Source organism: Bacillus sp. SW14 (assembly GCF_047608225.1).
GTDB lineage: Bacteria > Bacillota > Bacilli > Bacillales > Bacillaceae > Bacillus > Bacillus subtilis_G.
Map to the genome: position 1 here is coordinate 497,987 of NZ_JBLKRW010000001.1, position 16,368 is coordinate 514,354.

At 46.0% G+C, this 16,368-nt stretch carries 15 protein-coding genes and 1 pseudogene; 12 read left to right on the forward strand and 4 right to left on the reverse strand.

Annotation, left to right across the window (positions count from 1 at the left end; genetic code table 11):
* The first annotated feature begins 7 nt into the window (after positions 1-7).
* Positions 8-1,735, forward strand: coding sequence for an ABC transporter ATP-binding protein (locus ACMX2I_RS02565; protein ID WP_414956084.1), 1,728 nt, complete (start codon positions 8-10; stop codon positions 1,733-1,735).
* 19 nt (positions 1,736-1,754) lie between these two features.
* Positions 1,755-1,850 (forward strand): annotated as a pseudogene (locus ACMX2I_RS02570) (dihydrofolate reductase); the annotation flags it as partial.
* A 48-nt stretch (positions 1,851-1,898) separates the two neighbouring features.
* On the opposite strand, the gene ACMX2I_RS02575 reads toward ACMX2I_RS02570, so the two are convergent.
* From ACMX2I_RS02575 to cls, 3 genes are all read right to left on the reverse strand, one after another.
* Complete coding sequence (locus tag ACMX2I_RS02575; RefSeq protein WP_010328953.1) at positions 1,899-2,171, reverse strand: hypothetical protein; 273 nt, start codon at positions 2,169-2,171, stop codon at positions 1,899-1,901.
* Positions 2,172-2,250: 79 nt separating this feature from the next.
* The gene (gene uvsE / locus ACMX2I_RS02580; RefSeq protein WP_414956085.1) at positions 2,251-3,213 is read right to left on the reverse strand and encodes a UV DNA damage repair endonuclease UvsE; all 963 of its coding nucleotides are present in this window, start codon (positions 3,211-3,213) and stop codon (positions 2,251-2,253) included.
* Positions 3,214-3,225: 12 nt separating this feature from the next.
* Positions 3,226-4,422, reverse strand: coding sequence for a cardiolipin synthase (cls, locus tag ACMX2I_RS02585; protein ID WP_414956086.1), 1,197 nt, complete (start codon positions 4,420-4,422; stop codon positions 3,226-3,228).
* Positions 4,423-4,576: 154 nt separating this feature from the next.
* Between cls and ACMX2I_RS02590 the strand changes: the two genes are divergently transcribed.
* The 4 genes from ACMX2I_RS02590 to pyrG all read left to right on the forward strand — a co-directional run bounded on the left by ACMX2I_RS02590 (position 4,577) and on the right by pyrG (position 10,386).
* The gene (locus ACMX2I_RS02590; RefSeq protein ID WP_414956087.1) at positions 4,577-6,694 is read left to right on the forward strand and encodes a heterodisulfide reductase-related iron-sulfur binding cluster; all 2,118 of its coding nucleotides are present in this window, start codon (positions 4,577-4,579) and stop codon (positions 6,692-6,694) included.
* Positions 6,691-7,830, forward strand: coding sequence for an acyl-CoA dehydrogenase AcdA (gene acdA, locus ACMX2I_RS02595; protein WP_414956088.1), 1,140 nt, complete (start codon positions 6,691-6,693; stop codon positions 7,828-7,830). Before ACMX2I_RS02590 ends, acdA begins: the two co-directional genes overlap by 4 nt.
* 182 nt (positions 7,831-8,012) lie before the next feature.
* Complete coding sequence (rpoE, locus tag ACMX2I_RS02600; protein WP_394715326.1) at positions 8,013-8,540, forward strand: DNA-directed RNA polymerase subunit delta; 528 nt, start codon at positions 8,013-8,015, stop codon at positions 8,538-8,540.
* Positions 8,541-8,778: 238 nt separating this feature from the next.
* On the forward strand, positions 8,779-10,386 hold the full coding sequence (pyrG, locus tag ACMX2I_RS02605; RefSeq protein WP_414956089.1) for a glutamine hydrolyzing CTP synthase: 1,608 nt from the start codon (positions 8,779-8,781) through the stop codon (positions 10,384-10,386).
* 80 nt (positions 10,387-10,466) lie between these two features.
* On the opposite strand, the gene ACMX2I_RS02610 is transcribed toward pyrG, so the two are convergent.
* Positions 10,467-10,988, reverse strand: coding sequence for a DUF2529 domain-containing protein (locus ACMX2I_RS02610; protein WP_414956090.1), 522 nt, complete (start codon positions 10,986-10,988; stop codon positions 10,467-10,469).
* A gap of 165 nt (positions 10,989-11,153) precedes the next feature.
* Here ACMX2I_RS02610 and spo0F point away from each other — a divergent pair, with 165 nt between their 5' ends.
* From spo0F to ACMX2I_RS02640, 6 genes are all read left to right on the forward strand, one after another.
* Complete coding sequence (gene spo0F, locus ACMX2I_RS02615) at positions 11,154-11,528, forward strand: sporulation initiation phosphotransferase Spo0F (RefSeq protein ID WP_003227621.1); 375 nt, start codon at positions 11,154-11,156, stop codon at positions 11,526-11,528.
* 178 nt (positions 11,529-11,706) lie between these two features.
* On the forward strand, positions 11,707-12,564 hold the full coding sequence (locus ACMX2I_RS02620) for a class II fructose-bisphosphate aldolase (protein ID WP_087992717.1): 858 nt from the start codon (positions 11,707-11,709) through the stop codon (positions 12,562-12,564).
* Positions 12,565-12,681: 117 nt separating this feature from the next.
* Positions 12,682-13,320: a fructose-6-phosphate aldolase gene (fsa, locus tag ACMX2I_RS02625; protein WP_414956091.1), complete on the forward strand. Its 639-nt coding sequence runs from the start codon at positions 12,682-12,684 to the stop codon at positions 13,318-13,320.
* A gap of 374 nt (positions 13,321-13,694) precedes the next feature.
* The gene (locus ACMX2I_RS02630; RefSeq protein ID WP_087992715.1) at positions 13,695-14,984 is read left to right on the forward strand and encodes a UDP-N-acetylglucosamine 1-carboxyvinyltransferase; all 1,290 of its coding nucleotides are present in this window, start codon (positions 13,695-13,697) and stop codon (positions 14,982-14,984) included.
* Between the two features lie 30 nt (positions 14,985-15,014).
* Entirely contained in the window at positions 15,015-15,980 is a 966-nt protein-coding gene (gene glpX, locus ACMX2I_RS02635; RefSeq protein ID WP_289348561.1) for a class II fructose-bisphosphatase, read from the forward strand.
* 213 nt (positions 15,981-16,193) lie between these two features.
* Complete coding sequence (locus ACMX2I_RS02640) at positions 16,194-16,355, forward strand: hypothetical protein (RefSeq protein ID WP_141113417.1); 162 nt, start codon at positions 16,194-16,196, stop codon at positions 16,353-16,355.
* The last annotated feature ends 13 nt before the right edge of the window (positions 16,356-16,368 follow it).

The following is a 16,368-nucleotide window of genomic DNA, read 5'->3' on the forward strand; positions in this document are numbered from 1 at the left end:
AGATAGGGTGTTGCGGCAATTTTTTTCATACTATAAACCATATAAAACGTTGTTCTTTCTCGACTTTTTTTCGGCGATCGCGGGAGGCTTAATGGAGCTGAGTTTTCCTTTAATCGTCAATTATTTTATTGATACCTTGCTTCCGGGCAGGGACTGGGGCCTGATCATCGCGACTTCAATCGGATTATTTGCGGTGTACGCGCTCAGCTCGGCTCTCCAGTATATCGTGACATACTGGGGGCATATGCTCGGGATCAATATCGAGACCGATATGAGAAAATCGCTTTTTGACCATTTGCAAAAGCTCTCGTTCAAATTTTACGACAACAACAAGACGGGAACGCTCATGTCGAAGCTGACGAACGATTTAATGTACATCGGCGAAGTTGCCCATCACGGCCCGGAAGATTTATTCATTGCCATCATGACCATTCTCGGGGCGTTCGGGGTGATGCTGTTTATTAACTGGCAGCTGGCATTACTAACATTTATCATCATGCCGATTGTCATATGGCTCGCGCTTTATTTCAACAAAAAAATGACCAAAGCGTTTACCGCGCTGAACAAAGATATCGGAGCCTTCAGCGCGCGTGTGGAAAATAACATCGGCGGCATCAGGCTCGTGCAGGCGTTCGGCAATGAAGCGTTTGAAAAAGAACGCTTCGCCGTCAACAATCAGCGTTTCCGTATCACAAAGCTTTCCTCATACAAAATCATGGCGAAAAACGGTTCAATCAGCTACATGCTGACTCGGTTTGTCACATTGTTTGTCCTTTTGTGCGGAACGTGGTTTGTCATTCGCGGTTCCTTATCGTACGGGGAATTCGTGGCGTTTGTGCTCCTGACGAATGTGCTGTTCAGGCCCATTGACAAAATTAACGCCATTATCGAAATGTATCCAAGGGGCATCGCCGGTTTTAAAAGCTATATGGAACTGATGGAGACAGAGCCGGATATCCAGGATTCTCCTGATGCGAGAGATGTTTCCGCTCTGGGGGGCAATATCCGCTATGAACATGTTTCGTTTGGCTATGACGACCATCACAGTGTTTTCGATGACATAAACCTATCCATTCAAGCAGGGGAAACGGTTGCGTTCGTCGGTCCGTCAGGCGCGGGAAAATCAACGCTTTGCAGTCTGCTTCCGCGCTTTTATGAAGCATCGGAGGGCAACATTACGATCGACGGCATCAGTATTAAAGACATGACGCTGTCTTCACTGCGGGGGCAGATTGGCGTCGTGCAGCAGGACGTTTTCTTGTTCTCGGGCACGCTTAGAGAGAATATTGCATATGGCCGTCTGGACGCATCAGAAGAGGAAATTTGGCAGGCTGTGAGGCAGGCGCACCTGGAAGAGCTCGTCCATCACATGCCGGATGGATTGGATACCATCATCGGTGAAAGGGGCGTGAAGCTTTCCGGCGGGCAAAAGCAGCGCTTGTCCATTGCGCGGATGTTCTTGAAAAATCCGTCGATCCTGATTCTCGACGAAGCGACCTCGGCTCTTGATACAGAAACAGAAGCGGCGATCCAAAAGGCGCTGCAAGAATTGTCCGAGGGGCGCACCACGCTCGTGATCGCCCACAGGCTGGCGACGATCAAAGACGCGGACAGAATTGTGGTCGTCACAAAGAACGGAATTGAAGAGCAAGGGCGCCATCATGACCTGATTGAAGCCGGCGGTCTTTACAGCAGGCTGCATCAGGCGCAATTCGGGCAAATGGTGCAGGGTTAGAAAATATTATTCCAGTCTAGGCATTCCGCTGTTTCACGAGCTAACGAATGAAAAAAAGCTGCGGTTAAAAGGGCTGAAACAATTTGGACAGGCGGTTCAGCTTCATTATGTATGACCATAAGAAAAAGGATAGACATCGACGTCTATCCTTTTTATATGTAAGTCAGAGCGCTTCTTTTTCAGCAGGCTCGATGATATTTTGAAACTTTTCAACCAGCTGGGACGCTTTTGTTCCTTCCACTACAATGAGATATTCCTTTTCATCATGAGCCATACGGAACGTCTCAAGCTCAATTAAGTTTTTGATTTTGCACATCGTTTTCTTCGAATAAATATAGACCTCGTGGCTGCCGGAATGGCACATTTTATAAAGATGAATCAAATTTCTTAAAGTAAATGCCTGTGCGGCTACTTTTAGAGACTTGATATTTTTCATGTTCTTTCTCCTCCATCATTGTTGTCTTATATAGCGTATGTTCCCAGGGCGGACGAATCTTAAACCTGATAATGCACATTTATGATTTCCATTGCAGTGTGCCGCCGCCGATGCGTTTGACCCCGCGGATGGAGCTTAATTCATCCATCAGGCGGAGAAGCGCTTTGTCTTTCTGCTTTGCTTCAATCATGAAATCAATATTGGTCCCCCATTGCCTAAAGCGTTCCAACAGCGGCAGCAAAAAGTTGGCGTCAACATAATCGGCATGGCTGCGTATGGCTTGCTCCGATTTTGGAGAGGACAGGTGAACCTTCGGCTGCAGCCCAATCCGCTCCCACGTTTTGATCATCCGGGGCAGTGCTTCATTCAGGTCTGCCTGATCATCTGGATTGGCGTAAAAATGATGAAAGTCAAAGACGAATGGAACGTCCTCTTGTTCGCAAACCTGTAGCGTTTCTTCCGTCGTATATGTTTTATCGTCATTCTCAAGCGTCATCCGCTGTTTGATTTGCTTAGGCAGCTGCTTTATATTTTGTTGAAATTGTGCAGTGGCGGTTTCTTTATTTCCGTAAGCGCCGCCGATATGAATGTTGATAACAGAGCGATCAGCAATGCCCATGGCATCAAGCATGCGGTAGTGATACGCCATATCGGTTACCGCATTTTTTGTGACGTTTTCCTTCGGGCTTGTAAACAGGGTGAATTGGTTTGGATGGAAGCTTGTTCGCAGATGATGTGTTTTGACAAGCTCCCCGATCTCCCGAAACTCTTTTTGAAACGGTGTTACAAAATCCCACATGACATCGGGATGCGTGGCCAGCGGAACAATCGAACTGGAAAAACGGTACAAAGGAATGCTGTGGCCGATGATATAGTGAAGGGTTCTCAGTGTATTTTGCAAATTGGCTTTTGTCACGGACAGCAGGGCTTCTTTTCTTTCATCCTTTGCAAGCTTGGAATAACGCGCGAATGTCAGTGTTTTAGCGGGAGACGCATCCCAAAGGCTCATCGCGTTTGAAACGAACCCGAATCTGAAAATCATAGGAACTCTCCTTTATAAAAAATAAGATAATGCTCTGCCAAGCCATTCCGCCGGACGCTGCCTGAACGTGCGCTTTTTGAAATTTTCCTTTGTCAGCAGCTCCGACCTTTTCATATCCTCTTCAATCGTGGCATAGACTTCTTTTGTAAATGCCTCATTATCAATTTCAACATTCACTTCTTCATTTAAAAAAAAGCTTCGCTGATCAAAATTGGCGGTTCCAATGATACTGAAATGATCGTCAATGATCAGGGCTTTCACATGATAAAACCCCTGATAAAAACGGTAGATCAGGCAGCCGGCATCCAAGAGCTCCGAATAATAGGTATAAGCTGCTTCTCGGACCAGCGGATGATCTGATTTCATCGGTACGATGATCGTAACAGCTACACCGTTTTTTCTGGCTTTGACCAAGGCCTGCTGAAGCGGTTTTGTCGGAATATAATACGGTGTACAAATGGTAATGCGTTTTTTTGCCTGCGCGATATTTGCCAAATACGTTTTTTCAAGAGAATAACCGTCAGTCGCATAAATCTTATGAGAGATATTCCCTTGCGGAAGATCCGGGCAAACATCCGTGCCAAGTTCGATTCCGGTATTTCGTTTCAGATCGGAAGCGAAAAGCGTTTGAAGATCATGCACCCCTTCTCCTTTTATACGCAGATGATAATCCTCCCAATTGCCGAACTTCGCCTTCTTTCCAAGGTATTCCTCAGCGATGTTAAACCCGCCGATATAACCGATTTTTCCGTCTATCACAGCGATTTTCCGGTGATTCCGTTTCTGCATATGAAAAAAGAAAAAAGGAAAACGAGGTTTGTTCAGAAAATGCACATGAACCCCGGCATTTTTCATCGTCTCCAGCGCCGGTTTTTTGATTTTTTGGCAGCCGGACCAGTCCAGCAGCAAATAAACTGAAACACCGGCTTGGGCTTTTGTTTTCAGCAGCGTAAACATATTGTGGCTGACCTCATCGTTTTTCATAATAAAAAACATCACGTGAACAGAGGAAGCGGCCTGGCTGATATCTTTCATCATCCGTTCCACAAGATCAGCACCGCAGTGGATCAATTCGATATCACTCTCCTTTTTTGAAAAAACAGGCTCGTACGCGTTTTTTTTGTAAACGGCACGCCCCATGAAGATATCAAACAGTATGAAAGCCAATAGTATAATGCCAATGATAAGAATCACGAAAAATATCTTCATCCCGGCACTCCTTTCTGTAGTAAGGGTAGTGTGCCCTAACAGCGGGAATTTAATTATTGACTGAACACTCATTCATTATTTATCATAAAGGTAATCTTATACAGATTCGGAGGTAGGGGATCGCGGTCTTTATCAGTAAAAAGGGGGAATTGAAATGAGCGGCTTTCTCATCGCAAATGCATTGTTATTTCTGGTTGTAACCGCTTACGCTGTTTATTTATTTGTCTACTTGGTCAAAACGAGACTGGCCTACATCAGACTCGGGCAGAAAGAACATCTTGATAAACGGATCAGGGAACGGCTTCGTGCCATATGGGTGAATGTATTCGGACAGAAAAAACTGCTGAAGGACAAGAAAAGCGGAATCATTCACGTCATGTTTTTCTACGGGTTTATATTGGTTCAGTTTGGAGCAATTGACTTTATTATTAAAGGACTGGCTCCCGATCGGAATCTGCCGCTTGGCCCTGTTTATCCCGCCTTCACCTTTTTTCAGGAAATCGTTACGTTTCTCATTTTAATCGCTGTAGTCTGGGCATTCTACAGACGTTATATTGAAAAACTCGTCAGGCTGAAACGGGGTTTCAAAGCAGGACTTGTTCTCATTTTTATCGGAGGATTAATGCTGACGGTTCTGCTTGGAAACGGGATGAATCTGATCTGGCATGGGCATGGGCTTTCATCGAGCGAGCCGATTGCATCAGGTATTGCGTTTTTGCTTGGCGGAGTAGGAGAAACAGGGGCAGCGGTGATTTTCTATATCGCATGGTGGATGCATCTTCTATTTTTGCTGAGCTTTTTGGTATACGTGCCGCAGTCAAAGCATGCCCATTTAATCGCCGGCCCTGCCAATGTCTTTTTCAATAGGATGGAATCTGCCGGAAAGCTTGAAAAAATAGATTTTACCGATGAAACGAAAGAAAGCTACGGCGCGGGAAAAATTGAAGATTTCAGGCAGTCCCAGCTGCTTGATCTGTACGCGTGTGTTGAGTGCGGCCGCTGTACCAATATGTGTCCGGCAACAGGCACCGGAAAAATGCTGTCGCCGATGGACTTGATTTTGCGTCTCAGGAATCATCTCACAGAAAAAGGCGCCGCCGTCACCTCACGCTCGCCATGGGTGCCCGCGGCAGCATTTCGGCATACGAAAGGCAATCAGCTGGCGGCGGCCTCATCAGGAAGCGGATCGCAGGAAGCCGCAGCCGCGCTTGAAAACCATCCGAGCTTGATCGGCGACGTCATCACAGAGGAAGAAATTTGGGCGTGCACGACTTGCAGAAACTGTGAGGATCAATGCCCGGTCATGAACGAACATGTGGATAAAATCATTGACCTTCGCCGCTACCTTGTGCTGACAGAAGGGAAAATGGACAGTGACGCACAGCGCGCTATGACCAGTATCGAGCGGCAGGGAAATCCGTGGGGACTCAACCGCAAGGAACGTGAAAATTGGCGTGACGCGGCGCCGGATACCGAGATTCCGACCGTAAAAGAAATGAAAAAAGAGGGAAAGGAATTTGAGTACCTTTTCTGGGTCGGTTCCATGGGGTCTTACGACAACAGAAGCCAGAAAATCGCGGTCTCCTTTGCCAAGCTGCTCAATCAAGCGGGCGTGTCCTTCGCGATCCTCGGCAATAAAGAAAAAAATTCAGGGGATACGCCGCGCCGCCTTGGAAATGAATTTTTGTTCCAAGAGCTGGCTGAAAAGAATATTTCTGAATTTGAAAAAAATGATGTCAAAAAAATCGTTACGATTGACCCGCACGCATACAATTTATTTAAAAACGAATATCCGGATTTCGGCTTTGAAGGCGAGGTTTTTCATCATACAGAAGTATTGGCTGAGCTGGTGAAGAACGGGAAATTAAAACCGCAGCACCCTCTTCAAGAGACGATTACCTTCCATGATTCGTGCTACTTGGGACGGTACAACGAAGTCTATGATCCGCCGAGGGAGATTTTGAAAGCCATCCCGGGCGTGCAGCTGATTGAAATGGAGAGAAACCGGGAAACCGGCATGTGCTGCGGCGCCGGCGGAGGATTAATGTGGATGGAGGAAGAAACGGGCAACAGGATTAACGTCGCCAGAACAGAGCAAGCGCTCGCGGTCACCCCATCGGTGATCAGCTCCGGCTGTCCGTACTGTCTCACGATGCTTGGGGACGGCACAAAGGCAAAAGAAGCCGAAGACCGGGTCAAAACGTATGATGTCGCCGAGCTTCTGGCCCAATCTGTCTTAGGCGCTGATATGAAAATGGGGGAGAAGCAATGAATTTTTCATTGTCAGAAGAACACGAGATGATAAGGAAATTGGTGCGCGATTTTGCGAAGCATGAGGTGGCCCCGTCAGCAGCAGAACGCGACGAACAAGAACGCTTCGATCACGAGCTGTTTCGGGAGATGGCGAATTTAGGGCTGACGGGAATTCCATGGCCTGAAGAATACGGGGGAATCGGAAGTGACTATCTGGCCTACGTCATCGCGGTGGAGGAGCTGTCAAAAGTGTGCGCCTCCACCGGTGTGACGCTTTCCGCCCATATCTCTCTTTGCAGCTGGCCGATCTTTGCCTTTGGGACGGAAGAACAGAAGGCAGAGCACTTAACACAGCTGGCCCTCGGAGAGAAGATCGGCGCTTTCGCTTTGACTGAAGCGGGGTCCGGTTCTGACGCCGGCGGCATGAAAACAACTGCTGAACGAATCGGTGATGACTATGTGTTAAATGGCTCCAAAGTGTTTATTACAAACGGCGGGATCGCGGATATTTACATTGTTTTTGCAGTCACGGATCCCGAGAAAAAGAAAAAAGGCATCTCCGCTTTTATTGTAGAAAAGGATTTCGAAGGATTTTCTGCAGGCAAGAAAGAAAAGAAAATGGGAATCCGTTCGTCTACGACAACGGAAATCACATTCGAAGATTGTGTTGTGCCCGCAGCAAACCGTCTAGGAGAAGAAGGGGAAGGCTTCAAAATCGCGATGAAGACGCTTGACGGAGGCAGAAACGGCATTGCCGCTCAAGCCGTAGGCATCGCTCAGGGGGCGCTTGATGCGGCGGTTCAATATGCAAAAGAGAGAAAGCAATTCGGTAAATCGATCGCCGAGCATCAGGGCATCGCTTTTAAACTCGCGGATATGGCTACAATGACAGAAGCTTCAAGGCTATTGACCTATCAGGCGGCATGGCTTGAATCGTCAGGCCTTCCATATGGAAAAGCTTCCGCCATGTCCAAACTGCTGGCGGGGGATACGGCGATGAAGGTGACGACCGAAGCCGTGCAGATCTTCGGCGGCTACGGCTATACAAAAGATTATCCGGTTGAACGCTTTATGCGTGATGCGAAAATCACGCAAATCTATGAAGGCACTCAAGAAATTCAAAGACTGGTCATCTCCAGAATGCTCGCGGATTGACGCAAAACATCTGTCAGGCGGATCACTCTTGTAAAATTATTTAAATTAACGCTGTTAAGGGTAGCATATTCTGTTTTATTTTGTTTATAATGAGAGGTATGGTTTGTATAAGAACGATACAAAAACGCTTTCATTATTGATAAAACAGATACATATAAGTAATAGAAAGGGAGTGTCCGACCTTGGGTATCAAACAATATTCACAGGAAGAGCTAAAGGAAATGGCTTTAGTCGAAATCGCTCACGAATTATTTGAAGAACATAAAAAACCAGTTCCTTTTCAGGAGCTTTTAAATGAAATTGCATCTTTGCTTGGCGTGACAAAAGAAGAGCTTGGAGACCGCATCGCTCAATTTTATACAGATTTAAACATTGACGGCCGCTTCCTCGCGCTTTCTGACCAGACTTGGGGGCTTCGCAGCTGGTATCCGTATGATCAGCTTGACGAAGAAACGCAGCCGACCGTAAAAGCGAAAAAGAAAAAAGCGAAGAAAGCAGTCGAAGAAGATCTTGATCTTGACGAGTTTGAAGAGATCGACGAAGACGACATTGATTTGGATGAAGTCGAGGAACAACTTGATCTTGATACCGATGATTTTGACGATGAAGATCTTGATGAAGACGACGACGAACTTGAGATCGAAGAAGATCTGATTGATGAAGATGAAGAAGACGAAGAAGACGACGACGATAAGGATCTCAAATCGTAAAAGCCCATCTTTAAAACAATCTTGACTTTCAAAGTCGAACTATGTAGTATGTATTTTGGGCTCTTCAAAAACGAAGAGAGAACATAGTGCGTTTATGCTCCCTTTCAAGAAATTGAAAGGGAGCTTTCTTATTTTCACCCCTCATTTTTCTTAATAAATCATTTAAAAGGCTAAATGATTTTCTATAAAACAGTACATTTTAAAAATGTAGCCAAGAGCGAAGAGAGGAGCAAACGAAATGACGAAATATATTTTTGTAACAGGGGGAGTCGTATCCTCACTTGGAAAGGGTATTGTAGCAGCTTCATTAGGACGTTTGCTGAAAAACCGCGGAATGAACGTGACAATTCAAAAATTCGATCCATACATCAACGTCGACCCGGGAACAATGAGCCCGTATCAGCACGGTGAAGTATTCGTAACGGATGACGGCGCTGAAACAGATCTGGACCTTGGTCACTATGAGCGTTTTATCGATATCAACCTGAATAAATTCAGCAACGTGACAACAGGTAAAATTTATTCAACAGTTCTTAAAAAAGAACGACGCGGAGACTACCTTGGCGGAACTGTACAGGTTATCCCGCACATCACAAACGAGCTGAAAGACCGTGTTTACCGCGCGGGGAAAGAAACAAACGCAGATGTCGTTATTACAGAAATCGGCGGAACTGTCGGGGACATCGAATCACTGCCATTCCTTGAAGCGATCCGCCAAATGAAGAGCGACATCGGCCGTGAAAATGTCATGTACATCCACTGTACGCTTGTACCTTACATTAAAGCTGCGGGCGAATTGAAAACAAAACCGACACAGCACAGTGTAAAAGAATTGCGCAGCTTGGGCATTCAGCCAAACATCATCGTCGTTCGTACAGAAATGCCGATTTCTCAAGATATGAAAGATAAAATCGCGCTATTCTGCGACATTGATACAAAAGCGGTTATCGAGTGTGAGGATGCGGACAACCTTTACTCCATTCCGCTTGAGCTTCAAAAACAAGGGCTTGATAAGCTTGTTTGCGAGCACATGCGATTGGAATGCAAAGAAGCGGAAATGTCCGAGTGGAATGAGCTTGTTAACAAGGTCAGCAATCTGTCTCAAACGATCACGATCGGCCTTGTCGGTAAATACGTTGAGCTTCCTGACGCGTACATCTCTGTCGTTGAATCACTTCGCCATGCGGGCTATGCGTTCGACACAGATGTAAAAGTGAAATGGATCAACGCGGAAGAAGTAACAGAAAGCAACATTGAAGAGCTTACAAGCGGAACGGACGGCATCATTGTGCCGGGCGGATTCGGAGACCGCGGTGTTGAAGGCAAAATTGTCGCAACAAAATACGCGCGCGAAAACAACATTCCGTTCTTGGGCATTTGCCTGGGCATGCAGGTTGCGTCTATTGAATACGCACGAAACGTATTGGGCTTAAAAGGCGCTCACTCAGCGGAAATTGATCCGTCAACTCAATACCCGATCATCGACCTTCTACCTGAACAGAAGGATGTTGAGGATCTCGGCGGAACGCTTCGTCTCGGCCTTTACCCTTGTAAGCTTGAAGAAGGCACAAAAGCCTTTGAAGTGTATCAGGATGAAGTGGTGTATGAGCGCCACCGCCACCGCTATGAATTCAACAACGAATTCAGACAGCAAATGGAAGATCAAGGCTTCGTTTTCTCAGGCACAAGCCCTGACGGACGCCTTGTTGAAATCATCGAGCTGAAAGACCACCCTTGGTTCGTGGCTTCTCAGTTCCACCCAGAGTTCAAATCAAGACCGACAAGACCTCAGCCTCTATTCAAAGGCTTTATCAGAGCGTCTGTCGAAGCTGCAAATCAGAAGTAATAAAAAAGACTTGCCGTTTTTATTAAAAGCGGGCAAGTCTTTTTTATTTGTTTCCGGCAAGATACAGCATGTACAATGTATTATGCATACTCTTGCAAAATTTCTTTTAATGTAAACGATAAAGCATGGTAGACATACAGTGCCGTCATTAAAGAGGGAAATCCGTAACGGGTGCCGCTTTCATCGGGAACAAGCGGCATTTTTAATTTGGAATCAATATGCACATCACAATATTGTTCAATTCCCGCGCTGTCTTTAGCTGCCGGCGATACGCATACGATTCCCGCACCCTTTTCATAAAGCTCTTTCGCGAGCGCCTGCTCTTCGGCAGTGCCCGCCCCTGAGCAAAACATCAGCACCCTGTCGCTTTCTGTCACTTCATCAGCGCTTTCTGGAAAGGGTTTGACGGAAGGCAGCGGCTCTGTGCTTTCGGCAGCCTCATATAAGACGCCCTGAAGCTCATTTGCTCCGTATATGTATATGGAATGCCCGCTGATCACCGCTTGAGCAAGCAGCCGTGCCCCATCTTCAATCGCGTCAGATTCCTTATCCTGAATGCGGGAAAAAATACCTGTTAACTGCGTCGTAAATATTTTCAACATAAGTGAATCCTCCTTTATAACGTACAATATCATTATACAACAAAAGAGAAAATGCTCAGAAAATGTCGTAAAGTAGACTATTATAATTAAAGGAAATAGGAAAATCAAACAGAATACATACACTACTGCTTACTTTTGACGAAAATCATAATATTGGGGTGTAAAATGATGAATGAAAAAATTTTAATCGTTGATGATCAATACGGCATACGTATTTTGCTTAACGAAGTATTCAATAAAGAAGGCTACCAGACGTTTCAGGCTGCAAACGGCCTGCAGGCGCTTGACATCGTGACAAAAGAACGGCCCGACCTTGTGCTTCTGGACATGAAAATTCCCGGCATGGACGGAATTGAAATTTTAAAACGGATGAAGGTCATTGACGAAAACATTCGGGTGATCATCATGACGGCATACGGAGAACTCGACATGATCCAGGAATCAAAGGAACTGGGCGCTTTGACGCATTTTGCGAAGCCTTTTGATATCGATGAAATCAGAGATGCCGTGAAAAAATATCTGCCCCTGAAGTCTAATTAACAAAGAAGATACAAATGAATGATGTCATTGTGTTGCCCATTTGTCGAAAAGTTGGTATTCTAGTTATGGAGAAAAAGCGATCTGAGTATTTACATATGACAGCAATATATGGGTCATGCTAGGGTGGAAAGCTTTTTTCGCTAGAAGACAATCAGGCTACATAAGGAGGACATTCGACATGCCTTTAGTTTCTATGACGGAAATGTTGAATACAGCTAAAGAAAAAGGGTACGCTGTAGGACAATTTAACTTAAACAACCTTGAGTTTACTCAAGCGATTTTACAAGCAGCTGAAGAAGAAAAATCTCCAGTGATCCTTGGTGTTTCCGAAGGTGCGGGACGCTACATGGGCGGCTTCAAAACAGTCGTAGCTATGGTAAAAGCACTTATGGAAGAGTACAAAGTGACAGTTCCTGTTGCGATTCACTTAGACCACGGTTCAAGCTTTGAATCTTGTGCGAAAGCGATTCATGCAGGTTTCACATCTGTCATGATCGACGCTTCTCACCATCCATTTGAAGAAAACGTTGAAACAACTTCTAAAGTTGTTGAGCTTGCTCATTTCCACGGAGTATCTGTAGAAGCTGAGCTCGGAACAGTCGGCGGACAAGAAGATGACGTTATCGCTGAAGGCGTAATCTACGCTGACCCTAAAGAGTGCCAAGAACTTGTTGAGCGCACTGGCATCGACTGCCTTGCACCTGCATTAGGTTCTGTTCACGGCCCTTACAAAGGCGAACCAAACCTTGGTTTCAAGGAAATGGAAGCTATCGGTAAAACAACTGGTCTGCCATTAGTTCTTCACGGCGGTACTGGAATTCCGACTGCTGACATCAAAAAATCAATTTCACTTGGTACAGCTAAAATCAACGTAAATACTGAAAACCAAATTTCTTCTGCAAAAGCTGTTCGCGATACATTGGCAGCGAAGCCTAACGAATACGATCCTCGTAAATACCTTGGACCTGCTCGTGAAGCGATTAAAGAAACAGTTATCGGTAAAATGCGTGAATTTGGTTCTTCAAACCAAGCTTAATTTAATTGGAACTTTTATAGCCGCCTGACAGCTTGACAGGCGGTTTTCCGTCTATCTTTAGAAAGCGCAATCATATTTGCAATTCAGAAAAATTCTTACTCAAGGAGGCTTTTGAACATGTTATTTTTTATTGATACAGCCAATATCGATGAAATTAGAGAAGCGAATGAATTAGGAGTTCTTGCCGGTGTTACGACGAACCCTAGTTTAGTAGCAAAAGAAGCTAACGTATCATTCCACGACCGTCTTCGCGAGATTACAGGCGTCGTGAAAGGTTCTGTAAGCGCTGAGGTTATTTCTTTAAAAGCTGAAGAGATGATCGAGGAAGGAAAAGAACTGGCGAAAATCGCTCCGAACATCACGGTGAAAATCCCGATGACGTCTGACGGTCTAAAAGCTGTAAGAGCCCTTACTGAATTAGGCATCAAAACAAACGTCACATTGATCTTCAATGCAAACCAGGCGCTTCTTGCTGCCAGAGCAGGGGCAACGTATGTATCTCCTTTCCTGGGACGTTTAGATGACATCGGCCACAACGGACTTGACCTGATTTCAGACGTCAAAGCCATTTTTGACATTCATGGTCTTGACACGCAAATCATTGCGGCGTCAATCCGCCATCCGCAACACGTGACAGAAGCCGCTCTAAGAGGGGCCCATATCGGCACCATGCCGCTGAAAGTCATTCATTCACTCACTAAGCATCCGTTAACAGACAAAGGAATCGAACAATTCCTGGCAGACTGGAATAAATAATTCAAAGGGCGGCAAACAGCTTATGCCTGTTTGCCGCGGCCTTTGTTTTTCACCCCTGATACAGCGGACCTTCAGATGCTGACGCCGCTTTACAGAGAAGGAATCATTGGGCTGCAGAAGCTGATATCGGAATGAAGTGTTTGCGTACTGCTTTTGCCGGATGACGACGTTGTTTCTCAAGCCGGCGGGTCTCTGTGCATTTTCGAAACCTGTGCCCCGCAAAGCTTCGCTATTTTCTTCCTGATATTTTACAATGTGTTGTATTCTTTCTCTTCGAATTGGCTAGATTTTGGACATGAGCTTTATTTGCAGAGACAGAATAAAATGACATTTTATTTAGCTCCGCAGCTATCTTCTTATGGAAGGAGACTATCATGGAAAAGTTGAATATTGCCGGCGGTGACTCGTTAAACGGTACAGTACATATCAGCGGCGCTAAAAACAGTGCTGTTGCATTAATACCTGCAACCATTTTGGCAAATTCCGAGGTGACAATTGAAGGGCTTCCAGAGATTTCAGATATTGAAACGCTGCGTGACCTGTTAAAGGAAATCGGCGGCAACGTGCATTTCGAGAATGGGGAGATGGTTGTTGACCCCACGTCGATGATCAGCATGCCGCTTCCTAACGGAAAAGTAAAAAAGCTTCGCGCGTCTTATTATTTAATGGGGGCGATGCTCGGCCGCTTTAAGCAGGCCGTCATCGGATTGCCCGGCGGCTGCCACTTGGGCCCCCGGCCGATTGATCAGCATATCAAAGGCTTTGAAGCGCTCGGAGCTGAAGTGACCAATGAACAAGGCGCCATTTATTTGCGTGCTGAAAGGCTGAGAGGCGCACGCATTTATTTAGATGTCGTGAGTGTAGGGGCAACCATTAACATTATGCTTGCCGCTGTCTTGGCAGAAGGGAAAACGCTCATCGAAAACGCTGCGAAGGAACCTGAGATCATTGATGTTGCGACACTGCTTACGAGCATGGGCGCCAAAATCAAAGGTGCGGGAACCAATGTGATCCGAATCGACGGCGTGAAAGAACTGCACGGCTGCAAACACACAATCATTCCGGACAGAATTGAGGCAGGTACATTTATGATTGCGGCTGCTGCAATGGGCAAGGAAGTCATGATCGATAATGTGATTCCCACTCATCTGGAGTCGTTAACAGCAAAGCTGAGAGAAATGGGCTATCATATTGAAACAAGCGATGACCAGCTTCTCATTGTCGGCGGGCAGAAGCACTTAAAGCCGGTTGATGTCAAAACCCTGGTATATCCGGGCTTTCCGACTGATTTGCAGCAGCCGATGACGGCGCTCCTGACAAGAGCAAAAGGGACAAGCGTCGTAACGGACACCATTTACTCGGCAAGATTCAAGCACATTGATGAGCTGAGACGGATGGGTGCCAATATGAAAGTAGAAGGCAGATCTGCCATCATCACAGGTCCTGTCGAGCTTCAAGGCGCAAAAGTGAAGGCGAGCGACCTGCGTGCCGGAGCCTGTCTGGTGGTAGCCGGCCTGATGGCTGACGGCGTCACGGAAATTACGGGCCTGGAGCACATTGACCGCGGATACAGCACCCTTGAGAAGAAGCTTGAGGGGCTTGGAGCGACAATCTGGCGTGAAAGAATGACTGACGAAGAAATAGAACAGCTTCAAAATTCATAATGGTTTCTTGTGAGAGGAGATCGTGTTGAAATGGAAAGAAGTTTATCAATGGAATTGGTACGTGTGACCGAAGCTGCGGCATTGGCATCTGCAAGATGGATGGGCCGGGGAAAAAAAGACGAGGCTGATGAAGCCGCAACAAGCGCAATGAGAGATGTTTTTGATACAGTTCCGATGAAAGGAACCGTTGTGATCGGTGAAGGGGAAATGGACGAAGCGCCGATGCTGTATATCGGGGAAAAACTCGGAAACGGGTACGGTCCGCGCGTGGATGTCGCAGTTGACCCTCTTGAAGGCACAAACATCGTGGCAAGCGGCGGCTGGAACGCGCTGACGGTTATTGCGGTCGCAGACCACGGCACGCTTCTGAACGCCCCTGACATGTATATGGAAAAAATCGCAGTCGGTCCGGAAGCGGTGGGCTGCATTGACATCGAAGCACCTGCCATTGATAACCTTAAAGCGGTGGCAAAAGCGAAAAACAAGGACGTTGAGGACGTTGTTGCCACTATCTTAAACCGTGAAAGACACGCGAAAATTATTTCTGAGCTTCGTGAGGCAGGCGCCAGAATCAAATTGATCAATGATGGCGATGTCGCAGGCGCCATCAATACGGCTTTCGACCACACGGGCGTCGACATCCTGTTCGGATCAGGCGGAGCTCCTGAGGGTGTGCTTTCTGCTGTTGCGCTAAAAGCGCTGGGCGGAGAAATAATTGGTAAACTCCTTCCGCAAAATGAAGAAGAAATCACGCGCTGCAACAAGATGGGCCTTGATTTAAGCAAAGTCCTTCGTATGGAAGACCTTGTGAAGGGTGATGACGCGATTTTTGCAGCTACCGGCGTAACTGACGGCGAGCTGTTAAAAGGTGTTCAATTTAAAGGTTCTGTCGGCACAACTGAAAGCATAGTGATCCGTGCAAAATCAGGCACTGTCCGCTTTGTTGACGGCAGACACAGCTTGAAAAAGAAACCAAATCTTGTAATCCGTCCATAACAAACAGAAAAAGCGGGTGTGAGCCTGCTTTTCTTTTGCAAAAAAGAGTCAACTCTATCAATTCAGTGTCAAAACCTTATTTCAGTTGAATAATTTTCTGAAATAAGGTAAAAATAAAGAGTGCTGCGAATTTTACTGCGTAATTCCTTCTTTTAAGCACTAGGAAAGTTTTAATTTCTACCGCATACAGACGATATAAGTATTGATCTTCTCATGTTTTTGTCCTCGCTTCCTTCAAAACTCATTAAGACAATCCTTTTAACAAAAGCGCCGATCATGGGTGGAAGTGTTACCGATAGAAGTTCCTTTATGTTAAAAAAAGAATGTGCTTTGGCGGATGTTGTGCAAAAGCAGCAGGTTATATGTACAGAGTAAGATATTGACTATG

What these genes read in the sequence shown, in the direction of transcription:
- ACMX2I_RS02575 (WP_010328953.1), bottom strand. Translation starts at nt 2,171, where the DNA reads ATGAAAAATATCAAGTCTCTAAAAGTAGCCGCACAGGCATTTACTTTA.
- uvsE (WP_414956085.1), bottom strand. Translation starts at nt 3,213, where the DNA reads ATGATTTTCAGATTCGGGTTCGTTTCAAACGCGATGAGCCTTTGGGAT.
- cls (WP_414956086.1), bottom strand. Translation starts at nt 4,422, where the DNA reads ATGAAGATATTTTTCGTGATTCTTATCATTGGCATTATACTATTGGCT.
- ACMX2I_RS02590 (WP_414956087.1), top strand. Translation starts at nt 4,577, where the DNA reads ATGAGCGGCTTTCTCATCGCAAATGCATTGTTATTTCTGGTTGTAACC.
- acdA (WP_414956088.1), top strand. Translation starts at nt 6,691, where the DNA reads ATGAATTTTTCATTGTCAGAAGAACACGAGATGATAAGGAAATTGGTG.
- pyrG (WP_414956089.1), top strand. Translation starts at nt 8,779, where the DNA reads ATGACGAAATATATTTTTGTAACAGGGGGAGTCGTATCCTCACTTGGA.
- ACMX2I_RS02610 (WP_414956090.1), bottom strand. Translation starts at nt 10,988, where the DNA reads ATGTTGAAAATATTTACGACGCAGTTAACAGGTATTTTTTCCCGCATT.
- spo0F (WP_003227621.1), top strand. Translation starts at nt 11,154, where the DNA reads ATGATGAATGAAAAAATTTTAATCGTTGATGATCAATACGGCATACGT.
- ACMX2I_RS02620 (WP_087992717.1), top strand. Translation starts at nt 11,707, where the DNA reads ATGCCTTTAGTTTCTATGACGGAAATGTTGAATACAGCTAAAGAAAAA.
- fsa (WP_414956091.1), top strand. Translation starts at nt 12,682, where the DNA reads ATGTTATTTTTTATTGATACAGCCAATATCGATGAAATTAGAGAAGCG.
- ACMX2I_RS02630 (WP_087992715.1), top strand. Translation starts at nt 13,695, where the DNA reads ATGGAAAAGTTGAATATTGCCGGCGGTGACTCGTTAAACGGTACAGTA.
- glpX (WP_289348561.1), top strand. Translation starts at nt 15,015, where the DNA reads ATGGAAAGAAGTTTATCAATGGAATTGGTACGTGTGACCGAAGCTGCG.
- ACMX2I_RS02640 (WP_141113417.1), top strand. Translation starts at nt 16,194, where the DNA reads ATGTTTTTGTCCTCGCTTCCTTCAAAACTCATTAAGACAATCCTTTTA.